At 71.8% G+C, this 20,143-nt stretch carries 13 protein-coding genes; 11 read left to right on the top strand and 2 right to left on the bottom strand.

Features of this window, described 5'->3' with window-relative positions:
• Positions 1 to 64: 64 nt before the first annotated feature.
• The 9 genes from ACIQPR_RS03505 (at position 65) to ACIQPR_RS03465 (ending at position 14,752) form a co-directional block, all read left to right on the top strand.
• Complete coding sequence (locus ACIQPR_RS03505) at positions 65 to 2,503, top strand: serine/threonine-protein kinase (protein WP_403642898.1); 2,439 nt, start codon at positions 65 to 67, stop codon at positions 2,501 to 2,503.
• A 168-nt stretch (positions 2,504 to 2,671) separates the two neighbouring features.
• Entirely contained in the window at positions 2,672 to 5,572 is a 2,901-nt protein-coding gene (locus ACIQPR_RS03500) for a protein kinase (protein WP_403641239.1), read from the top strand.
• Positions 5,573 to 5,729: 157 nt separating this feature from the next.
• Complete coding sequence (locus ACIQPR_RS03495; RefSeq protein ID WP_403641235.1) at positions 5,730 to 7,415, top strand: serine/threonine-protein kinase; 1,686 nt, start codon at positions 5,730 to 5,732, stop codon at positions 7,413 to 7,415.
• Positions 7,416 to 7,444: 29 nt separating this feature from the next.
• Positions 7,445 to 9,181 carry a protein kinase gene (locus ACIQPR_RS03490; RefSeq protein ID WP_403641232.1) on the top strand — a complete coding sequence of 579 codons (1,737 nt, stop codon included), beginning with the start codon at positions 7,445 to 7,447 and terminating at the stop codon, positions 9,179 to 9,181.
• Positions 9,182 to 9,189: 8 nt separating this feature from the next.
• Positions 9,190 to 9,567, top strand: coding sequence for a hypothetical protein (locus ACIQPR_RS03485; RefSeq protein WP_403641229.1), 378 nt, complete (start codon positions 9,190 to 9,192; stop codon positions 9,565 to 9,567).
• 62 nt (positions 9,568 to 9,629) lie between these two features.
• Complete coding sequence (locus tag ACIQPR_RS03480; RefSeq protein ID WP_403641226.1) at positions 9,630 to 10,676, top strand: serine/threonine-protein kinase; 1,047 nt, start codon at positions 9,630 to 9,632, stop codon at positions 10,674 to 10,676.
• Entirely contained in the window at positions 10,648 to 11,127 is a 480-nt protein-coding gene (locus ACIQPR_RS03475) for a hypothetical protein (protein WP_403641224.1), read from the top strand. The genes ACIQPR_RS03480 and ACIQPR_RS03475 overlap by 29 nt, the downstream gene beginning before the upstream one ends.
• A 148-nt stretch (positions 11,128 to 11,275) precedes the next feature.
• Complete coding sequence (locus tag ACIQPR_RS03470) at positions 11,276 to 12,907, top strand: succinic semialdehyde dehydrogenase (protein ID WP_403641222.1); 1,632 nt, start codon at positions 11,276 to 11,278, stop codon at positions 12,905 to 12,907.
• Between the two features lie 66 nt (positions 12,908 to 12,973).
• The gene (locus ACIQPR_RS03465) at positions 12,974 to 14,752 is read left to right on the top strand and encodes a GMC family oxidoreductase N-terminal domain-containing protein (RefSeq protein WP_403641220.1); all 1,779 of its coding nucleotides are present in this window, start codon (positions 12,974 to 12,976) and stop codon (positions 14,750 to 14,752) included.
• Positions 14,753 to 14,809: 57 nt separating this feature from the next.
• On the opposite strand, the gene ACIQPR_RS03460 is transcribed toward ACIQPR_RS03465, so the two are convergent.
• On the bottom strand, positions 14,810 to 15,874 hold the full coding sequence (locus ACIQPR_RS03460) for an LAETG motif-containing sortase-dependent surface protein (protein WP_403641216.1): 1,065 nt from the start codon (positions 15,872 to 15,874) through the stop codon (positions 14,810 to 14,812).
• Positions 15,875 to 16,074: 200 nt separating this feature from the next.
• On the opposite strand from ACIQPR_RS03460, the gene ACIQPR_RS03455 reads away from it, so the two are divergent.
• Positions 16,075 to 17,226 carry a hypothetical protein gene (locus tag ACIQPR_RS03455; RefSeq protein WP_403641213.1) on the top strand — a complete coding sequence of 384 codons (1,152 nt, stop codon included), beginning with the start codon at positions 16,075 to 16,077 and terminating at the stop codon, positions 17,224 to 17,226.
• A gap of 596 nt (positions 17,227 to 17,822) precedes the next feature.
• Here ACIQPR_RS03455 and ACIQPR_RS03450 read toward each other — a convergent pair.
• On the bottom strand, positions 17,823 to 18,080 hold the full coding sequence (locus ACIQPR_RS03450) for a chorismate mutase (RefSeq protein WP_403641210.1): 258 nt from the start codon (positions 18,078 to 18,080) through the stop codon (positions 17,823 to 17,825).
• 478 nt (positions 18,081 to 18,558) lie between these two features.
• Between ACIQPR_RS03450 and guaA the strand changes: the two genes are divergently transcribed.
• Complete coding sequence (gene guaA / locus ACIQPR_RS03445) at positions 18,559 to 20,130, top strand: glutamine-hydrolyzing GMP synthase (protein WP_403641207.1); 1,572 nt, start codon at positions 18,559 to 18,561, stop codon at positions 20,128 to 20,130.
• Positions 20,131 to 20,143 lie beyond the last annotated feature (13 nt).

The following is a 20,143-nucleotide window of genomic DNA, read 5'->3' as shown; positions in this document are numbered from 1 at the left end:
GTTGGGCACTTGTTCGGTGGGGGACAATGGAGGCTCTGTCAGGGCGGGTTGCATGAGGGGACGCATGTCGGAGGCGGAGCGGGCGGGGACATCCCGTCAGGACACTCGTCAGGACAAGAACGAGCGTCTTCTCGCCGGGCGGTACCGGTTGGGAGAAGTGCTCGGCCGCGGAGGCATGGGCACGGTGTGGCGTGCCGAGGACGAAACCCTGGGCCGGACGGTCGCCGTCAAGGAGCTGCGGTTCCCGTCCAGCATCGACGAGGACGAGAAACGGCGGCTGATCACACGGACGCTGCGCGAGGCCAAGGCCATCGCGCGAATCCGCAACACCAGCGCGGTGACGGTCTTCGACGTGGTCGACGAGGACGACCGGCCGTGGATCGTCATGGAGTTGGTCGAGGGCAAGTCGCTCGCCGAGGCCATCCGCGAGGACGGCCTGCTCGAACCGCGCCGCGCCGCGGAGGTCGGGCTCGCGATACTCGACGTCCTGCGGTCCGCGCACCGCGAGGGCATCCTGCACCGCGACGTGAAGCCGTCGAACGTGCTGATCGCCGAGGACGGCCGGGTCGTGCTCACCGACTTCGGTATCGCACAGGTCGAGGGAGACCCGTCGATCACCTCCACCGGCATGCTCGTCGGCGCGCCCTCGTACATCTCCCCGGAGCGGGCGCGCGGGCACAAGCCGGGCCCGGCGGCCGACATGTGGTCGCTCGGCGGCCTGCTGTACGCGGCGGTCGAGGGCGCACCCCCCTACGACAAGGGTTCCGCGATCGCCACGCTCACCGCGGTGATGACCGAGCCGTTGGAGGAGCCGAAGAACGCCGGGCCGTTGAAGGACGTCATCTACGGCCTGCTGAACAAGGACCCGGTCCAGCGGCTCGACGACGCCGGTGCGCGGGCGATGCTCAACGCGGTGATCCACGCGCCCGAGCCGGAGCCGGTACCTCCGGTGGACGCGACGACGGTGGTGCCGTTGCCCGCGCAGCCGGGGCCTGGGTCGGGATCGGGATCGGGATCGGGGTCGGCCGAGTCCGGTGGCAGGAAGAGCGGCGGGAGTTCGGCGGGCGCCGAGCGCCTGCGCGGGGCGTTTCGGTCGATGCGGAAGGCTGCGGGGGCGGGTAGCGCGGCTGCTGCTGCGGTCGGTACGGGTTCGGCCACGACTCCGGGTTCGGCGGCCACAGGTACTGGTTCTGGTTCTGGTTCGAGTTCCGGTTCTGGTGCGGGGGCAACTCCCGCTGCCGCTGGACCTGGTGGCTCGCGCGGCTCAAGTGCGAGCGGTGATGGCGCTGCGGCTGTTGCCGGTACTTCGGAGGCCGGTAAGTCCGGTGACTCCGGTGATGCGAAGGGTGCGGCCGGTGGCTCGGGTGCTGCCGCCGCGGCTGCCGGGTCTCGGACCCCTGGGGTGCCTTCGGCTCGGTCCGGGGGAGCTTCCGGTGCGGTGACCCGGTCCGGGACGTCGGCCGGTTCGGGTGCCGCGTCAGGTTCGGCGGCGAAGGCCGACGCGTCGGACGCCGGTACGCGTGACCTGGGTGTGCAGGCTTCGGGTGTCAAGGCGTCGGGTGCGCAGGTCTCCGGGCTGCGGGAGCCGGGGCGGGGGGACACCGGGGTCAAGGATTCCGCCGCGACCCATGAAGTGGGTGCGCGGGGGGTCAACGCCGGTTCGGGCGGGCGGAGTTCCGGGTGGCCCGTGATGACTCCGCCGGATCTGCCGCCGCGGCCCGTGCCGAGGGCGCCGATCACCGATGTGGTGCCGAGGCGGACCTTGGTGATCATCGCGGTGGTGGTCGTGCTCGCGGTGGTCGGTGTCGTGCTGGCGCTCACGCTCGGTGGCGGTGACGACAGCGGCTCGAAGGGCTCGAAGAAGGACAGCGGCGGCAAGGCGGTCGCCAGCGCGAGCGCGAGTGCGAGCGGCGGAACCGACACCAAGAAGGACGACGGCGACAAGGCGGGCACGGGCGGTGCGCAGACCGACTCCTCGTCGACCGCGTCGGCCTCGGACGACACGTCGACGTCCACCGGTACGAGCGCGTCCGGCGGCAGCGGTGCCGAGACCGACGGCTCCTCGGACGGTGCCGCGGTCGTGAAGACGTACAAGGGGAGCCAGGGGTTCTCCATAGGCCTGCCCGCCGGATGGTCGTACCGGTCGACGGACTCCGCCGGAGTCCGGCTGGTCGGCCCCGACGGGCAGAAGCTGCTGATCGCCTGGACCACTTCGCCCAAGAACGACCCGGTGGCGGACTGGAAGAACCAGGAGCGGTACATGACGCGCTCCGGGTACACGCGGATCCGCATAGAGAAGGTGGACTACCGGGGCTGGAACACGGCGGACTGGGAGTTCACCTACACGGACGGCGGGACGAAGTACCGGACCATCGACCGCGGGTTCGTCGCCAATGGCTTCGGCTACGCGCTCATGTACACGGCGAAAGCCGCGAATTGGGACAGTGAGCTGCGTCAGGACACCTGGACGACGCTGACGAAGACGTTCGAGCCGAAGTCGTGAGGCGGGTGGGTCCGGGTTTGGCGTGCCAGATCCGTCAACCCCTCTTTGCGGGTTGCCTCCGGCACGTATCGTGAGTGGTTGCGGACCGTACGCATCCAGGTATGCGGGTAGGCGGAACGGGGCGCAAGGCGAACGGAATTGACCAACCGGACGGCCGGGGGAGGCAACGTGGACGACTATGCGGGTCGGGTGCTCGCCGACCGCTACCGGTTGCCGCTGCCCCCCTCCGACGAGTACGAACTCAGCGAGACCCGGGCCTTCGACACGTACAGCGGACAGGAAGTCCTGGTGCGCCAGGTGCCGTTGCCCGAGGTCGTCGAGGCGGAGGTGCTCGGCGAGGACGGGCTGCCCGACGGGTTCACCGCGCGCGACCGGGGCGCACGACGGCCGGCCGCGGCGCGCACCGCCACGCGACGGCCCACCGATCCGGCGGTACGGCGCGCCGTCGAGGCCGCGCAGGCCGCCGCGCGGATCCCCGACCACCCCCGGCTGGACCAGGTCTTCGACGTGTTCGCCGAAGGCGGCTCGCTGTGGATAGTGAGCGAACTGGTGTCCGCCCAGCCGCTTGCCGCACTCCTCGCCGAGAAGCCGATGTCGCCGTACCGGGCGGCCGAGGTCGCCTCCGACGTGCTCATGGCGCTGCGGGTGCTGCACGCCCACGGCTGGGTGCACCGGAACATCACCGCGCGCACGGTACTGGTCTGCGACGACGGCCGAGTGATGCTGACCGGCCTCGCGGTCGGCGCGGCGGAGGAAGCACTCTGCGGCTACGACCCGGTCCCCCCGCAGGACGGCGAGACCGCCGAGAACGGCAGCGCACACCCTGGCCCGCACGGCGGGGGCGGTGCGGGCAGCGGGGGCGGCGCTCCAGCACCTTCGACTCCCCGACTTCCCACCGGTTCCGCCGCCCCGATTCCTACGGGCTTCGCGGGGTCCTCGGGTCCTCCGGCATCGGCTGCCTCTACGGCTCCTGCCCGTGGTGCCGCCATCGGATTCGGGGGCGCGACGGGCGCCGCCGGTGCCGTAGCCCGCGGTGAAGGGCCTGGTGCGCCCGGTGTTCCGGCCGTTCCGACCGCCCCCAGTGCTGCGAACCCTGCCGTCGGCCCCGCCGGTTTCGATCCCGAGGCCGCTCGGCGGGCCGCCATCGAAGCCAGGGCTGCCGGCGGGCTGCCCGGAGTCGGCGCGGAGGGCGGTGGCGGGAGCGGGGCGTCCGCCGCGTTGGCCCGCAGGGAAGCGGACACGGGCGGTGACGTCAGGGCCGCGCGGGCCGGTGCCATCGCCGCGTACCGGGCGGGAGCGCGTGCCGCCGCCCGGGTGCAGGAGGCCCAGCAGCCCGGACGGCCCGCACTGCCCGGCGCCCGCCCCACGGCCGAGGGCGAGAACGGCCGTACGCAGCCCGGCGGTTCGGCCGCACTGCCGCCTGCGCCACTGCCGTATGCCGGTGGCAGCGGTGGTGGTAGTGGCAGCGGAGTGGAGCACGCGGGCGGTGGTACGCCGCCCGGGCAGATAGCCGACCCCTACGGCGTCCGCAACACCTCCTGGCACGGCGCCGTGCCGCGGCCGGGTGCGCCGACGCCGGCGGACAGGTTCACCGGTACGGGCACTTCGGCTCCGCGCCTCGACAAACCCGCCCCTCCCACCGCGAGCCCCGCACCTGTACCCGCACCGCAGCCCTATGCGCAGCCGCAGCCGCAGTCTCAGCCGCAATTGGCGCCGCAGTCCCAAACTCCCGCGCGTTGGGACGAGTTGGCCGCCGCCGGTGCGTCCGTCCGGCGTGGGCCCGCGACCGCGTTGGCGGCCGAGCGGGCCCGGCAGGTGCGGATGACCGTGGTGGGACCCGTGACCGAGCGGTGGGCGCCGGAGCAGGCCGTACCGGTGCACGAGAACTGGCAGTTGGCCGCGCCGATCGGACCGGCCACCGACCTGTGGGCGCTCGGCGCGCTGCTCTTCCGGGCCGTACAGGGGCACGCTCCTTATCCGGAGGAGGCGACCGCCGAGCTGGTGCAGCTGGTGTGCGCGGAGCCGCCTGCCTTCGCCGAGGAGTGCGGGCCGCTGCGGCCGGTCGTGGAGTCGTTGCTGAGGCAGGACCCGACCGAGCGGCTGGACTTCGAGGAACTGCGGGGCTGGCTGCGGTCGTTGGTGCGCTCGGCGCCCGAGCCCGAGGCCGGTGCCCATGTGGTCGCCACTCCGCCGACCGACCCGAGGCGGCTGCCGATCGTGCGGCGGCGCGGCGAGTTGGTGCGCAGGCGGCGGGCCGGGCTGCCCGCGACCAGTCCGCACGGCCGGCACAAGCGGGCCAAGGAGGAGGTCGGGGGCTCGCCCCGGCGCCTCGGCCGGACCCTGCTGGTGCTCATATTCCTGCTGCTGGCCGGTGCCGTCGCGTACGCCATGCTCTTCCTGCCCAAGGCCGGGGAGGACACCGGCGCCGGGCAGGGGGACAGGACGGGAGCGGCGGGGGACGTCAGTCCGGCGCCCGGTCAGTCCTCGGCCCCGGCGAGCAGCCGGCCGCAGCCCGACCAGACCTCACCCGATGCCTCCGGCTCGGGCACCGGCTCCGGCTCCAACACGCCGTCCCAGTCGGCCGGTTCGACCGGGACGCAGACCGGCGCGACCGTGGCCGCAGGGTTCGTGCTGCGCACGGACTCCGTGGGCTTCCAGGTCGCCGTCGCCAAGGGCTGGACCCGCACCCCGAAGAACGGCAGCGGCCAAGTGGTGTACTCGCACGGCGACTTCGAGCTGATCGTGGTGGCGGGACGGGACAGCGCGTCGAAGTACGGCAGCGACCCGATGGTCTACCAGCGGGACACGGAACGCGAGTTGCAGCCCTACCGCGACTCCAGCTGGGCCACGGCCACCGGCCTGCGGACCATCACGGTCGGCGGACGGACCATGGCCGAGGGGCAGTTCACCTGGACGGACAGCCAGGGCGGCGACCTCTTCGTCCGCAACATGGTGTTCCTCATCGACGGCCGCTACCACATCGTCCAGGTGCGTGGCCCGGAGGCCCAACGGGACGAGGTGACACGGTTGTACGAGCAGGCGTCGTCGACCTACCAGTACACCGGATGACCCGAAAAGGCGGCGCGCCGGGGCCGGACGGTTCCCGTTCGGACGCAGAAGCGACAACCGTCACAGTGCGGTCTCCTTGGTACCCCGCTGGTTCCCTGTCGGAGGGCCGGTCCTTACGCTGAGCCTGTCAAGAGCATTGCGGGGCAACGTGAATCAGATGCAGGGCCTGCTCCTCGCGGGGCGCTATCGACTGGCCGAATCGATCGGCAGCGGCGGCATGGGCCGGGTGTGGCGTGCGCACGACGAGGTGCTGCACCGGGCCGTCGCCATCAAGGAGTTGACGGCCGCGCTGTACGTGTCCGAGAGCGACCAGCCGAGACTGCTGGCGCGTACCCGCGCCGAGGCGCGCGCCGCCGCGCGCATCAACCACTCCGCCGTCGTCACCGTGCACGACGTCCTCGAACACGACGGCCGCCCGTGGATCGTCATGGAGCTGGTCGAGGGCAACTCGCTGGCCGACGCGGTCAAGGAGCAGGGCCGGATCGAGCCGGCCGAGGCCGCGCGCATCGGCATGTGGGTGCTGCGCGCCCTGCGGGCCGCGCACGCCGCCGGTGTCCTGCACCGTGACGTCAAGCCGGGCAACGTCCTGCTCGGGCAGGACGGGCGGGTGCTGCTCACCGACTTCGGCATCGCGCAGATCGAGGGCGACAGCACCATCACCCGGACCGGCGAGGTCGTCGGGTCCGTCGACTACCTCGCTCCCGAGCGGGTCCGCGGCGCCGATCCCGGGCCCTCCTCCGACCTGTGGGCGCTGGGCGCCACGCTCTACACGGCCGTCGAGGGCCGGTCGCCGTTCCGCCGCACCTCGCCGCTGTCCACCATGCAGGCCGTCGTCGAGGAGGAGGCCGGCGAACTGCGGTACGCCGGTGCGCTCGCGCCCGTCATCACCGCGCTGCTCAACAAGGACCCGGAACTGCGGCCGGACGCGGACCAGACCGAGCAGATGCTCGCGGAGGCCGCCGAGGGACGACGGCCCCGGTCGGCGCAGGAGTGGCTGCCGACCCAGCGGGTGGGCTCGCGCGCGGAGAGCCTCGGCTCGGACACGCCCGGCACCGGCGCGACCCCGTACTCCGCCACCGGTGCGACCGCGTACTCCGGCAACGGCACGACGCCGTACCCGTCGGCGACGGGAGCCACGTACCAGCAGCGGACGCCCGCCATCTCCCTCGCGGGTACCGGTACCGTCGCGCCGGCTCCGCCCAAGCGCCGCCGGTTCCGTTCCGTCGTCCTGGTGGTCGTCCTCGCCGCACTCGTCGGCGGCGGTACGGCGCTGGGCCTCCAGAAGTGGAACGAGGACCGCGACCAGGCCCAGGGCACCACCCCGGGCACCTCGGTCTCGCACAGTGCCACGGCCTCGCCGGAGAGTTCGGATTCCGCCAACTGGCAGGTCCGGCACGACCCTTGGGGCTTCGACATCTCGCTCCCCAAGGGCTGGGCGCGGAAGGAGTACAGCGACTCCGGCGGTATCAGGCAGGTCGACTACACGCCCGACGACGGGGAGCACTTCGTCCGCATCGCCATCGACTCCTCGCCGGACTTCCCCACCCCGAACGCCCACCAGCTCGACCTGGAAGTCCAGTTGGAGCGGCTGGTCGACTACCAGCGGGTGACCCTGGAGGCGAACACGTTCCGCGACCGTCCGGGCTCCCTGTGGGACTACACCTGGACCGCGCAGGCCAAGGACACACCCTTCCCGGGGCCGCGGCGCGCCATCGAGGAGACGTACACCTCCCGGGACGGGATCGAGTACGCGATCTACATGTCCTCGCCGGCCGCCGACTGGGCGAAGACGAGCAAGCAGTTCAAGTCGGTCCTCCAGAGCTGGAGTCCGGACTCGGGCTGACCGCTTCCGGTTACGTCATGATGGTGCGCATGGGGACCGAGGGGGACAACGTCCGGGTGATCGCCGGGCGTTACCGACTGGAGAAGCGGCTCGGACGCGGTGGCATGGGCGTCGTGTGGCGGGCGACCGACCAACTGCTGGGCCGCCAGGTGGCCGTCAAGGAGATCGCCCAGGACGACTCCCTCTCCGAGGAGGAGGCCCGGCAGCAGCGCGACCGGACGCTGCGCGAGGCGCGGGCGGTCGCGCAGTTGCGGCATCCGCACGTCATCGTCGTGCACGACGTCGTCGAGCAGGACGAACGGCCGTACATCGTCATGGAGTTGATCGACGGCGGTTCGCTCGCCGACCGCATCTCCGCGCACGGCCCGGTCGAGGCGGCAGAGGCCGCCCGGATCGGTGTCGCGCTCCTCGGCGCGCTGCGCACGGCGCACGCGGCGGGCGTCCTGCACCGGGACATCAAACCGGCGAACGTGCTGCTGGACACCGGCACCTCCGATCCGGACCCGGCCGCCTTCGCCCGGGTCGTCCTGACCGACTTCGGTATCGCGCAGGTCGCGGGCGCCACGACGCTCACCGAGAACGGCGCGTTCGTCGGCTCGCCCGAGTACACCGCGCCGGAGCGGATGTCCGGCGCGCGGACGGGTCCCGCCTCCGACCTGTGGTCCCTGGGCGCGCTGCTGTGCACGGTGCTGAGCGGTGAATCGCCGTTCCGGCGCGACTCGTTGGGCGGCATCCTGCACGCGGTCGTCTTCGACGAGATCCGGCCGCCGGAGGAGGCCCGGCCGCTGCTGCCCGTGGTACGGGGCCTGCTCGAACGCGACCCGGACCGGCGGCTGGGGGCGGCCGAGGCGGAACGGATGCTGCGCGCCTTCCTGAAGACGGGCCGCACTCCGCAGGTGGGCACGGGGCACGCGCCGAAGCCGCCGGCCGGTGACGGGCGGGCGGCGGCGCACCCCGCGCCCGGCTACACACCGACCCAACAGGACGTTCCGCTAAGGGAGTTGGCGCCTCCGAGGCCGTCGGTGCCGACGCCCACACCCGCCGACACGGAGGTGCCGCCCCCTCGGCGTTCCACCCGAGGTGTCCTGGTGGCCGCGCTGCTGGTCGCGGCGATGGCCGGGGCGGGGGTGTCGGCGGCGGCGCTGCTGATGCGCGGCGACGACAAGGGGGCCGCCCCGCCGGTGAGTTCGGCGCCACTGACGTCCACGAGCGGCGGTACGACGTCCCCGTCACCCACTCGTCCGACCACACGGTCACCGTCACCGTCATCGACGCCCACGTCTTCGCCGTCGCCTTCGCCCTCGAAGAGCGTCAACAGCCCCACCGCGCCCTCCGGTTACCGCGTGGCCCACGACCCGGACGGCTTCGTGCTCGCCGTACCGGAGGACTTCGTGCGCGTCCCGCAGGGCGAGCGGATCTTCTACATGTCGCCGGGGGAGACCTTCCGGCTCGGCATCAAGATGGCCGACCCGGAGGCGGGCGGCCCGCTCGCGGTGATGAAGAGCGCGGCGGCCGACGGGGCGTCCACGAACCCCGGTTACCACGACGGCAAGGTCACCGACACCACCCACTACGGATATCCCGCCGCGCTCTGGGAGTTCACCTGGAACGGCTTCAGCACGGCGGAGGGCCCCCGGCACACCTACGACCTGTGCTGGGAGCAGGGCGGCCGGATGTACGACGTGTGGGTGTCGGCGCCGGTCGGGAAGGTGCGGGAGGCGAAGGAGTACTTCGACGTCGCGCTGGACACGTTCGTACCGGCGTAGAAGGGGAGTTGGCGGAGGGGAAGTCGGTGGAAGGGGAGTCGGCGGTGGGTGTGCCGGACGCGACGGGTCACGTGGACCTGGCGGTCGCGAGCGTGCGCGCGCTCGCGGACCGGGGTCTGCCGCAGGACGTGATCGCCGTGCGCGCGGCCTGCCGACACTTCTCCGTCGTCGAACTCGAAGAGCTCGGACTGCGGGCCGCCGGGCGGGAGTTCGACCTCTTCGGCCTGCGGGACCGGCTGGAGGGCGTGGTCTGGGTGAGCGACGAGGAGTTCGCGGCGCACGGCCTCGACGCGGCGGAGACCGGGCGACTGCGGCGGTGGGCCCTGGAATGGGAATCCGACCTCGGACTCCGGCTCGCGGAGCAGTACGAGGACCCGGATTCCTGAGCCCGGATTCCCGAGCCCGGGGCGCGTCGACAAGTCCGTATCCGGCACGGTACTGATGGGGCATGAGCGAAGTCGGCGAACAGGTGCGCGACGGACGTCTGGTCGGCGGTCGTTACCGGCTGCTCGAACGCATCGGCTCCGGCGGCATGGGCACCGTGTGGCGGGCCTTCGACGAACTCGTGGACCGCGAAGTCGCCGTCAAACAACCGCGGTTGCCCGGCGACCCGCAGGACGAGGAGTTCCAGCGCGCCGCCCACCGGCTCTACCGCGAGGCCCGCGCCGCCGCCCGGGTCGACCACCCGTGCGCCGTGGTCATCCACGATGTCGTCATCGAGGAGGAACTCCCCTGGATCGTCATGGAGTTGGTGCGCGGCGAGTCCCTGCACGACCGGCTCGGGCGCGGACGTCTGACCCCCGCCGAGACCGCGCGTGTCGGGCACGCCGTCCTCGGCGCCCTGTGCGCCGCGCACGCCGTGGGGATCGTGCACCGTGACGTGAAACCGGCCAACGTCCTGCTCGGCCCCCGCGACCGGGTCGTCCTCACCGACTTCGGCATCGCGCACATCCAGGGCGAGGAATCCCTCACCGCCAGCGGCGAGTTCGTCGGCTCGCTCGAATTCGTCGCCCCCGAGCGCATGTCCGGCACCGGCGCCGGCCCCGCCTCCGACCTGTGGTCCCTCGGCGTCCTCCTGTACGCGGCCGTCGAAGGGGCGTCGCCTTTCCGCCGGGCGACAGTGGAGTCCACCCTCGGCGCGATCCTGGCCGGCGAACCGCCCGAGCCGACCCGGGCCCCTCGGACCGCTGATTGTCCGGATGCTGGCCCGCGACCCGCAGCAGCGGCCGACGGCGGAGGAAGCCGACGCGGTACTGGAGGCGGTGGCCGAGGGGAGGGACGTATCGGTGGAGCCGACAACTGCCGTACAGAACACGGACGTCGACCCGATCCCGGAGCCGACAGCGGCGCCCACCGCACCCGAAGCCACCCCCAGGCCCAGCCTGAGGCCCAAACCCCGCTCCCGCCCCCGCCGCCCCCGCCGCCCCCTCCTCCTCACCCTCGTCTCCGTCGGCGCGCTCCTCCTCGTGGGTCTGGTCGTCGGCACCGTTCTTGAGCACGTCCTCGACAAGGACACCTGGACCGCCCACCGCCGCGCGGGCATGCGCGCGGTCCTCTACCTCCCGCCCCCGTACCGCCTGCTCCGGTCCGACGCGGCGGCAGGCACCCGTACCGTCGTCTACGGCACCGGCGCCCTCCGTGTCCGTCTCACCGAATGGGACGCGGCGGCCGAGTCGGCGCTCGCCGAAGCGCGCGCGCTGGGCCGGGGCACGGCCGACTCGCGGTACACGCGCACCAGTTTCCGCGCGAACAAGGACGCGGCCCTCGCCGACATCACCTACACGCAGTCCGGCGTCCCCACCCGCACGATGGCCCTGGTCGTCCGCACCGCCGACCGGCGCATGTACGAGTTGCGCGTGGACATGCCCAAGGGCACACCGGCGGAGAAGAAGGGCACCGCGCTCTTCAAGGGCGCCCGCGCCAGGCTCACCCTCCCGGAAAACTGATCCGGCGGCGACCGGCCGGTGATCATCCCCGCACAACGCCCTGATCAGCGCATTCGTTGCCAGTGATCGCTGGCGCGGTGTGAGCGCCTGGTGAATCCCGATTACCGACGGGTACCCAAACCCTCCGCGGCGGCATACTCTGCCGCACATGACGGACTCGCAGGCCCCGGAAAAGACCGGTACGGAAACGACGACCGGCACGAACCCCCTCGCACCGGCCCCCACAGGCGCCCGTACCGCCGCCGATGTGGTCACCCCGGAGCTGGTCGCCCAGCTCACGAAGGGGGTGGCCGGTTCCGGGCGGACCGCCAACCACACGCCGTTCACCGGCGAGAAGCTCGCCGACCTGCCCGAGTCCACCCCCGAGGACGTGGCGAAGGCCTTCGACGCGGCCCGCGCCGCCCAGGCGCTGTGGGAGCGGACCCCGGTACGGCAGCGCGCCGCCGTCCTGCTCCGCTTCCACGACCTCGTCCTCGCCCGCCAGGCCGAGGTCCTCGACCTGATCCAGCTGGAGACCGGCAAGGCGCGGCTGCACGCGCACGAGGAGGTGCAGGCCGTCGCCGTCGCGGCCCGCCACTACGGCCGCAAGGCCCCCGCCTATCTCAGGCCGAAGCGGCACACCGGCGCCGTCCCGACCCTCACCAAGGTCACCGAACTCCGCCACCCGCGTGGGGTGGTGGGCCAGATCGCCCCCTGGAACTACCCGCTCGAACTCTCCGTCGGCGACGCCCTCCCGGCCTTCGTCGCGGGCAACGCGGTGGTGATGAAGCCGGACACGGAGACCTGCCTCACGGCGCTGTGGGCCCGGGACCTGCTCATCGAGGCCGGGCTGCCCGCCGACGTCTTCCAGGTCGTCCTCGGCGAGGGCCCGGTCGTCGGCCCCGAGGTCGTCCGGCACGCCGACTACGTCTCCTTCACCGGCTCCACCCGCACCGGGCGCGAGGTCGCGCAGGGCGCGGCGGCCCGGCTGGTCGGCGTCTCCCTCGAACTCGGCGGAAAGAACGCCATGTTGGTGCTGGAGGACGCCGACCTCGACAAGGCGGCGGCGGGCGCGGTCCGCGCCTGCTTCTCCTCCGCCGGCCAACTCTGCATCTCCATCGAGCGGTTGTACGTCCACGAGTCGATCGCCGACGCCTTCCTGGAGCGCTTCGCCGCCCGCACCAAGGCCATGCGCCTGGGCACCTCCCTGGCGTACGGCGCGGACATGGGATCGCTGGTGGGGGAGCGGCAGTTGGAGACGGTGACGCGTCACGTGGAGGAGGCCGTCGCCAAGGGTGCCAAGGTGCTCGCGGGCGGTGTCGCCCGCCCCGACATCGGCCCCTACTTCTTCGAACCGACTATCCTCGACGGCGTCGAGGCCCCCATGTCGGTGTGCGGCGAGGAGACCTTCGGCCCGGTCGTCTCCGTCTACCGCTTCAGGACCGAGGACGAGGCGGTGGAAGCGGCCAACTCCACGTCCTACGGCCTCAATTCCTCGGTCTGGACGAAGGACGGCCGCCGTGGCCATGCCGTCGCCGCCCGGCTGCGCACCGGCACCGTCAACGTCAACGAGGGCTACGCCCCCGCCTACGGCAGCGTGCAGTCCCCCATGGGCGGCATGAAGGACTCCGGCCTCGGCCGCCGCCACGGCTCCGAGGGCATCCTCAAGTACACGGAGGCCCAGACGGTCGCGCAGCAGCGGCTGCTGCCGATGGCGCCCTCGCTGGGGATGACCGACGAGGCGTACGCCCAGTTCATGAGCCGCAGCCTCCGGGTGATGAAGGCCCTGCGCCTCAAGTAGCGGTATCCGGGCCGTACTTGTCCGGCCCGTACTTGACCGGTCCCTGGTTCTCGACGAGGAGAGCACGTGTCACAGGACACCTACGACTACGACGTCATCGTCGTCGGCTCGGGCTTCGGTGGTTCCGTAACCGCCCTGCGCCTGACGGAGAAGGGCTACCGCGTAGGTGTCCTGGAGGCCGGCCGCCGCTTCACCCGGGAGTCCCTCCCCAGGAACTCCTGGGACCTGAAGAACTACCTCTGGGCTCCCCGGCTCAACCTCTACGGCCTCCAGCGCATCCATCTGCTGGGCAATGTGATGGTCCTGGCCGGCGCGGGCGTGGGCGGCGGCTCCCTGAACTACGCCAACACCCTCTACGTCCCGCCCAAGCCGTTCTTCGAGGATCCCCAGTGGCGTGACATCACGGACTGGCAGGAGGAGTTGGGCCCGTACTACGACCAGGCCCGCCGCATGCTCGGCGTACGGCTGAATCCGACGACGACCCCGTCCGACGTCCATCTGAAGGCCGCCGCGCAGCGGATGGGCGTCGGTGACACCTTCCACATGGCCCCGGTGGGCGTCTTCTTCGGCGACGGCGAGGACGCCGACGGCACCGCGAAGGCCAGGCCCGGCGAGCGGGTCGCCGACCCGTACTTCGGCGGCGCGGGCCCGGACCGCAGCGCCTGCACCGAGTGCGGCGAGTGCATGACGGGCTGCCGGCATGGCGCGAAGAACACCCTTAACGAGAACTACCTCCACCTCGCCGAGAAGGCGGGCGCCGAGGTCCACCCGATGACGACGGTCGTGTCGGTCACGGACGACTCGCAGGGCGGCTACGCGGTGGCGACCCTGCCCACGGACGCGCGGAAGTCGTCGAAGGGCCGTGTGTTCAAGGCCCGCCGGGTCGTCCTCGCGGCCGGCACCTACGGCACCCAGACCCTCCTGCACCGCATGAAGGCGGGCGGCCAACTGCCCTACCTGTCGGAGAAGTTGGGCGAACTCACCCGCACCAACTCGGAGGCGCTGGTCGGCGCGCAGACGAGCGACCGCCGCTACCGCAGGGCGACCGGCAGCGCGAAGGCCGACTTCACGCGCGGAGTCGCCATCACCTCCTCGATCCACCCCGACGAGAACACCCACATCGAACCGGTCCGCTACGGCAAGGGCTCCAACTCGATGGGCGGCCTCTCCATCCTCCAAGTCCCTTACGCGGAGGGCTCGTCGAGGGTGCTGGCCTGGCTGGCGAACGCGGCCCGCCACCCGCTCCTGGTGCTGCGGTCCCTCTCCAACCGCCACTGGTCGGAACGGACCATCATCGGCCTGGTGATGCAGTCGCTGGACAACTCCCTGACGACGTATCTGAAGCAGGACGGCGTGGGGAAAGGGCTGTTGACGGCCCGTCAGGGGCACGGCGCCCCCAACCCCCTTCAGATCAGGGCGGCTTCGGAGGCCGCGACCGCCATCGCCGCCGAGATCAACGGCTTCGCGGGCTCGAACGTCGGCGAACTGATGGGCACCCCTCTCACCGCCCACTTCCTCGGCGGCTGCCCCATCGGCGCCTCCCGCGAGAGCGGCGTGATCGACCCGTACCACCGCCTCTACGGCCATCCCGGCATCTCGGTGGTCGACGGCGCGGCCGTCTCGGCGAACCTCGGGGTCAATCCGTCGCTCACCATCACCGCGCAGGCCGAGCGCGCGATGTCGTACTGGCCCAACAAGGGCGAGCCGGACCCGCGTCCGCGCCAAGGGGCGTCGTACGAACGGCTGAAAGCGGTGGCGCCGCGTCGACCGGCCGTCCCCGAGGGCGCGTTCGGCGCGCTGAGGCTGCCGTTCCTGGGGATGCCGACGGTGCCGCCGAAGCCGTAGAACGAAAGGACCTGCGCCCCCCTCCGAGCGCAGGTCCTTTGTCGGGCGAGCTACGGGTTACGCGCTCTCTCCGGTCTTGCGGCGGCGCACCATGACCACGGCGGCGGCACCCGCGACGACGGCCGCGCCGCCGACGAGGCCGATCACCGGCAGGGCGGAGCTGGAGCCGGTCTCGGCGAGGTTGCCGGTGGCCTCGTTGACCGAGCCCTGCGGCTTCAGGTCCTCGTCGGTCCCGCTGGGCTTCTGGCCGGTCGGCTTGGCCTCGCCGACGTCGCCCGGCTTGCCGCTGCCCGCGGCGAGCACGGAGAACTCGTAGTAGTCGCCGTTGACGTAGCAGTCGTCGTCCTGGCCCGCGTACACCGCCTGGCTCAGCGCGAACGACGAGCCCGCGGGGGCCGTGGACTTGATCTTCACGCGCAGGTCGAGCGTGGTCGAGGAGTGCTTCTCCAGGGTGGGCAGGACCGCGACGACGCTGCCGGACAGCGTGATCTTGTCATGGCCGCTGCCGACGGTCTGCTGGTAGGAGTCGGTCCACTTGCCGTCCTGCTTCAGCTGGATGTCGGCGAGGTCCAGCAGCAGCGACGCGTCGTCGTTCACATCGTCGCTGTACTCGGTGAGCGCGTTGATCCAGACGTTCTGAAGGTCCTTGTCCGAGGCGTTCTTCACCACGAACTTGAAGTTGTGCCAGCCGGAACCGGCGACGATCTTGTTCGGCAGCCCGGTGAGCGACGCGGTCAGCTTCTCGTCCAGGTCGAACGACGTGCAGTCCTCGTACGGGTCGAAGTCGGACGGCTTGCTCGGCGACGCGGAGGGGCTCGCCGAGGCGCTGCCGCTCGGGGTGCCGGACGCGGCGGGGCTGCTCGTGCTCGCGGCCGGCGAGCTGGTGTCGGCGGCGGGGCTGCTGGTGTCGGCCGCCGGGCTGCTCGTGTCCGCCGCGGGGGAGCTGTCGTCGGCCGCGGGGCTGCTCGCGTCGGCGGCGGGGCTGCTCTCCTCGGCCGCCGGGCTGCTGGACGACGTGTCCGGCGCGCCGTCCTCGGCGAACGCGGCCGGCGCCGACAGCAGGGCGAGCGGAGCGATGGCGGCCGTCGCGGCGATCGTGGCCATGACACGGCGAAGCTTCATGAAGTCCTCAGGAAGTCCGGAGCGCCGCGACAGTACGGCGCGCTGGGCGGAGGGCTCCGCGTGTGGGGCGCGGGTGTGGCCCTTGTTCTTGCAGGTGTGACCTGGGAAGCCCGTGAAAGGTTGTGCGAATCCTCACCGAATTCTTATGTGGGCTGAGTCACATCACTGTTTGTGGGCTGAGTCACACCCGGGTTCTTCTTGTGAACACGCTTTCGGGCGCCTACAACTACCAGGTGTCCGACAAACCGTCAGAGGAACCGTCCTCGACCCCGGAGATCCCCGACGACGTCTGGGACAAGTTCGCCCGTGACACGGAGCGGGACATCCGGGCCTCCGCACAGAAGGAACCCTCCGCGCGCGCCCGCGAGGTCACCGAACGTCTGAAGCGGTCCGAGCAGCCCGAGGGCTGGCGGACCGGTCCCGCCTGGCAGGAGATGAACGGGCGGTCCCGGCGCAGACGCCGCCTGTGGGCCGTGCTCGGTGTCCCGCTCGCCGTGGTCGCGATGCGGCCCTCGCTGCTGCCCGGCGACCCCTTCGGCAAGGGCCACTCCGACTCGGCCTCCCCGCTCGCGCCGGAGACCGCCGCCCCGACCGCCGCGCCCTCCACCGTGAACCCCCAAACGCCCACCCTGGACCGGCCGTTCGCCGGTTCACCCGCCCTGAACTGGGCCGACGGCGCGGCCGGCATCATCCTGCCGAAGGCCACGGCCGTGGGCACGATCTCCAAGGACCGGGTCGAACTCGCCCTCCAGCAGACGAAGATCCTGCTCGTCGCCGCCAACCTCGACCCGAAGACGATCGGCGGCGGGCGCCCGTCCGCCGCGCTCGCGGTCCTCGACCCCAAGCAGCCCAAGGTGCTCAGCGAGTTGAACACCTCCCTGACCGCCCCGAGCAAGACAGACGACCCCACGCTGCTGTTCAGCCGCTTCAACCCCAAGGAAGTACGGCTGGTCGGCAAGGTGGTGAAGACGCGCGGACGCATCACCTTCGCCAAGGACTCCAGCGGGGGCGTCACGATCCACTCCGACTACACCTTCGTCTACCCGCTGGTCCGGACCGGCGGCTCCACCGAGGTCGCCCGCACCATCGTCCGCCGGGTGATCGACCTGGAGATCCTCGACCCCGCCCGCTACCAGGTCACCCCCGGCCTGCTGTCCCTCACCCTCAACAACGCGGACTTCGGCAACTCGGCCTGCGATGTCTACGACGGCTATCTGCACCCGCAGTTCGACTCCGACGCGACGTCGTCGCCCACCGGCGCGACCCCCTCGGGCCCGACGACGGACCCGTACGACCGCAGCCGCGACATCGGCAAGGGCCAGGGCACGTGCGGGACGGTGAGCCGGACCTAGCCCCGGTCGTGGGTGGATGGTGTGTGCCGGGCAAGCGAAGGGCCCCGCGGGACGGAGCCGCGGGGCCCTTCTCCGTCAGCACCGACGTCAGGGCAGCGCCGGTGCCTGGGAGCGGCGCCGGGGGGTTGCGCCGCTGGTCTCAAGTTGTTTCGAGTGCCCCCGGTCGGCGCCCCGGCGCACACGGGGCGCGCGCTTGGTCTCGACCTTTGGCAGTGGGACGGTGTACCGCAATGCGGTTGACTGCTTTGGGACTTGGGGCTCGGCGGGACGCTCGGGGGGTTTCTACGCATCGTGCTGGATGGAGACGGCCACCGCAACCGTTCGATCCGGCTTTGTGCATTTTTGCAGTTTCCGCCGGGCGGCCCCGGGCGTCCCCGGAGCCGACCGTTCTCTTGGGTGACCGGGCTGCTGTCCCCTGCCGTCCGGTCACGACCCTGGAGCGAGGTCCCACGACGCACGGCACGATCCGTACGTCTCATCGCCCCAGCGAGCCACGCGTGGTTCTTTCGGGCCCGCCCCTGGCTGGCACGGACACCACCACCAACGAAGCCGTTCACGGCCGGTCACGCGCCGTACGGGTGAGACGGCGCTCGAACTCAGATCCGCCCCCGGGACAGTTCGAGCAGCGTCATCGCCAGCGAGGTGCCGGGCTTGCCGAGCGCGTCCCGGTAGCGGCCGAGGATCTCGTTCTCCCGGGACAGGTTCACCCGCCGCCCGCCGGAGGCGATCCGGGTCTCCTGCACGACGGCGGAGACGGCGATCCGTTCCTGGATCAGCCCGATGATCCGGTCGTCGAGAGCGTCGATGCGCTCACGGGCGTCGGCGATGGTCCGCTCGGGAGTGGTGGCGGTCATGCGGGGCTCCTCGGTGAAGTGAAGTGAGGCGAGATGAGGTGAGGTGAGGGGTGCCCCGGATCGACGCGGTCCGGAAAACACAGGCGCCCCGGACCTTGTCGGCCCGGGGCGCCTGGGGAAGTCGCTTGTCAGATGCTCAAGCAGCACGACCATGGCAGCCGGTGGGCCCGGTGCCATAGGTAAATCGGAAGGTCGCGGTCTTGCGCATGCGGCGAGTATGCCACAGCGCCTTCTCGGCCGACCGGGTCGGGTGGCGGGTGGGCAAAGGGGCCGGGGGCCCGGGGGCCGGGGGTTCGGGGGTTCGGGGTTCGGGGGTTCGGGGTTCGGGGGTTCGGGGTTCGGGGGTCTGCGGGTCCGCGGGTCCGCGGGTCCGGGTGTCCGGGTGTCCGGGGGCGGAGCCTCCGGGACGACCGGGTGTCCGGCGCCGACCCCGTTAGAATCGGTGACCAGAACCCCGCCCAACCGCCGGAAGGCCCCCGTGTCAGCAGCGACCCCCGCCCCCGACACCGTCCTGGTCGTCGACTTCGGCGCGCAGTACGCCCAGCTCATCGCCCGCCGCGTCCGCGAGGCCCGGGTCTACAGCGAGATCGTGCCGAGCACCATGCCGGTCGCCGAGATGCTCGCCAAGAACCCGGCGGCGATCATCCTCTCCGGCGGCCCCTCGTCGGTCTACGCGGAGGGCGCCCCCCGCCTCGACCGCGAACTCTTCGACGCCGGCGTCCCGGTCTTCGGCATGTGCTACGGCTTCCAGCTGATGGCGACGACCCTCGGCGGCACCGTCGACAACACGGGCGCCCGCGAGTACGGCCGCACCCCCCTGCACGTCTCCCGTTCGTCCTCGACCCTCTTCGAGGGCACCCCGGACGAGCAGTCCGTCTGGATGTCCCACGGCGACGCCTGCTCCGCCGCCCCGGAGGGCTTCACGGTCACCGCGTCCACGGACGTCGTCCCGGTCGCCGCCTTCGAGAACGACGAGAAGAAGCTCTACGGCGTCCAGTACCACCCCGAGGTCATGCACTCCACGCACGGCCAGCAGGTCCTGGAGCACTTCCTGTACCGGGGCGCGGGCCTGACCCCGTCCTGGACCACCGGCAACGTGATCGACGAGCAGGTCGCCGCGATCCGCGAGCAGGTCGGCGACAAGCGCGCCATCTGCGGCCTGTCCGGCGGCGTCGACTCCGCCGTGGCCGCCGCCCTCGTCGCGCGTGCCATCGGCGACCAGCTGACCTGCGTCTACGTCGACCACGGGCTGATGCGCAAGGGCGAGACCGAGCAGGTCGAGAAGGACTTCGTGGCCGCGACCGGCGTCAAGCTCGTCGTGGTCGACGCGGAGGAGCGCTTCCTCACCGCGCTCGCCGGGGTCTCCGACCCGGAGCAGAAGCGGAAGATCATCGGCCGCGAGTTCATCCGCGTCTTCGAGCAGGCGCAGGCGGACATCATCGCGGACGAGGGCCCCGAGGTCGCCTTCCTCGTGCAGGGCACGCTCTACCCGGACGTCGTGGAGTCCGGCGGTGGCACCGGCACGGCCAACATCAAGTCCCACCACAACGTCGGCGGCCTCCCCGAAGACCTCGAATTCGAGCTGGTCGAACCGCTGCGCAAGCTCTTCAAGGACGAGGTCCGCATGGTCGGCCAGGAACTGGGCCTGCCGGACGAGATCGTCCAGCGCCAGCCCTTCCCCGGCCCCGGCCTCGGCATCCGCATCGTCGGCGAGGTCACCAAGGACCGCCTCGACCTGCTCCGCGACGCCGACGCCATCGCCCGCGAGGAACTGACCGCGGCCGGCCTCGACCGCGACATCTGGCAGTGCCCGGTGGTCCTCCTCGCCGACGTCCGCAGCGTCGGCGTCCAGGGCGACGGCCGCACCTACGGCCACCCGATCGTGCTGCGCCCGGTCTCCTCCGAGGACGCCATGACGGCCGACTGGTCCCGCCTGCCGTACGACGTCCTCGCGAAGATCTCCACCCGCATCACCAACGAGGTCGCCGACGTCAACCGCGTCGTCCTCGACATCACCTCGAAGCCCCCGGGGACCATCGAGTGGGAGTAGTCCCACCGGCCCG

The organism is Streptomyces sp. NPDC091280 (assembly GCF_044768565.1).
Lineage (GTDB): Bacteria > Actinomycetota > Actinomycetes > Streptomycetales > Streptomycetaceae > Streptomyces.
This window is presented reverse-complemented; position numbering and strand designations above follow the sequence as displayed.

Excerpts from the sequence above, each read along its gene's own strand:
- ACIQPR_RS03505 (WP_403642898.1), top strand. The coding sequence starts at position 65 with ATGTCGGAGGCGGAGCGGGCGGGGACATCCCGTCAGGACACTCGTCAG.
- ACIQPR_RS03495 (WP_403641235.1), top strand. The coding sequence starts at position 5,730 with ATGCAGGGCCTGCTCCTCGCGGGGCGCTATCGACTGGCCGAATCGATC.
- ACIQPR_RS03480 (WP_403641226.1), top strand. The coding sequence starts at position 9,630 with ATGAGCGAAGTCGGCGAACAGGTGCGCGACGGACGTCTGGTCGGCGGT.
- ACIQPR_RS03470 (WP_403641222.1), top strand. The coding sequence starts at position 11,276 with ATGACGGACTCGCAGGCCCCGGAAAAGACCGGTACGGAAACGACGACC.
- ACIQPR_RS03460 (WP_403641216.1), bottom strand. The coding sequence starts at position 15,874 with ATGAAGCTTCGCCGTGTCATGGCCACGATCGCCGCGACGGCCGCCATC.
- ACIQPR_RS03450 (WP_403641210.1), bottom strand. The coding sequence starts at position 18,080 with ATGACCGCCACCACTCCCGAGCGGACCATCGCCGACGCCCGTGAGCGC.
- ACIQPR_RS03490 (WP_403641232.1), top strand. The coding sequence starts at position 7,445 with ATGGGGACCGAGGGGGACAACGTCCGGGTGATCGCCGGGCGTTACCGA.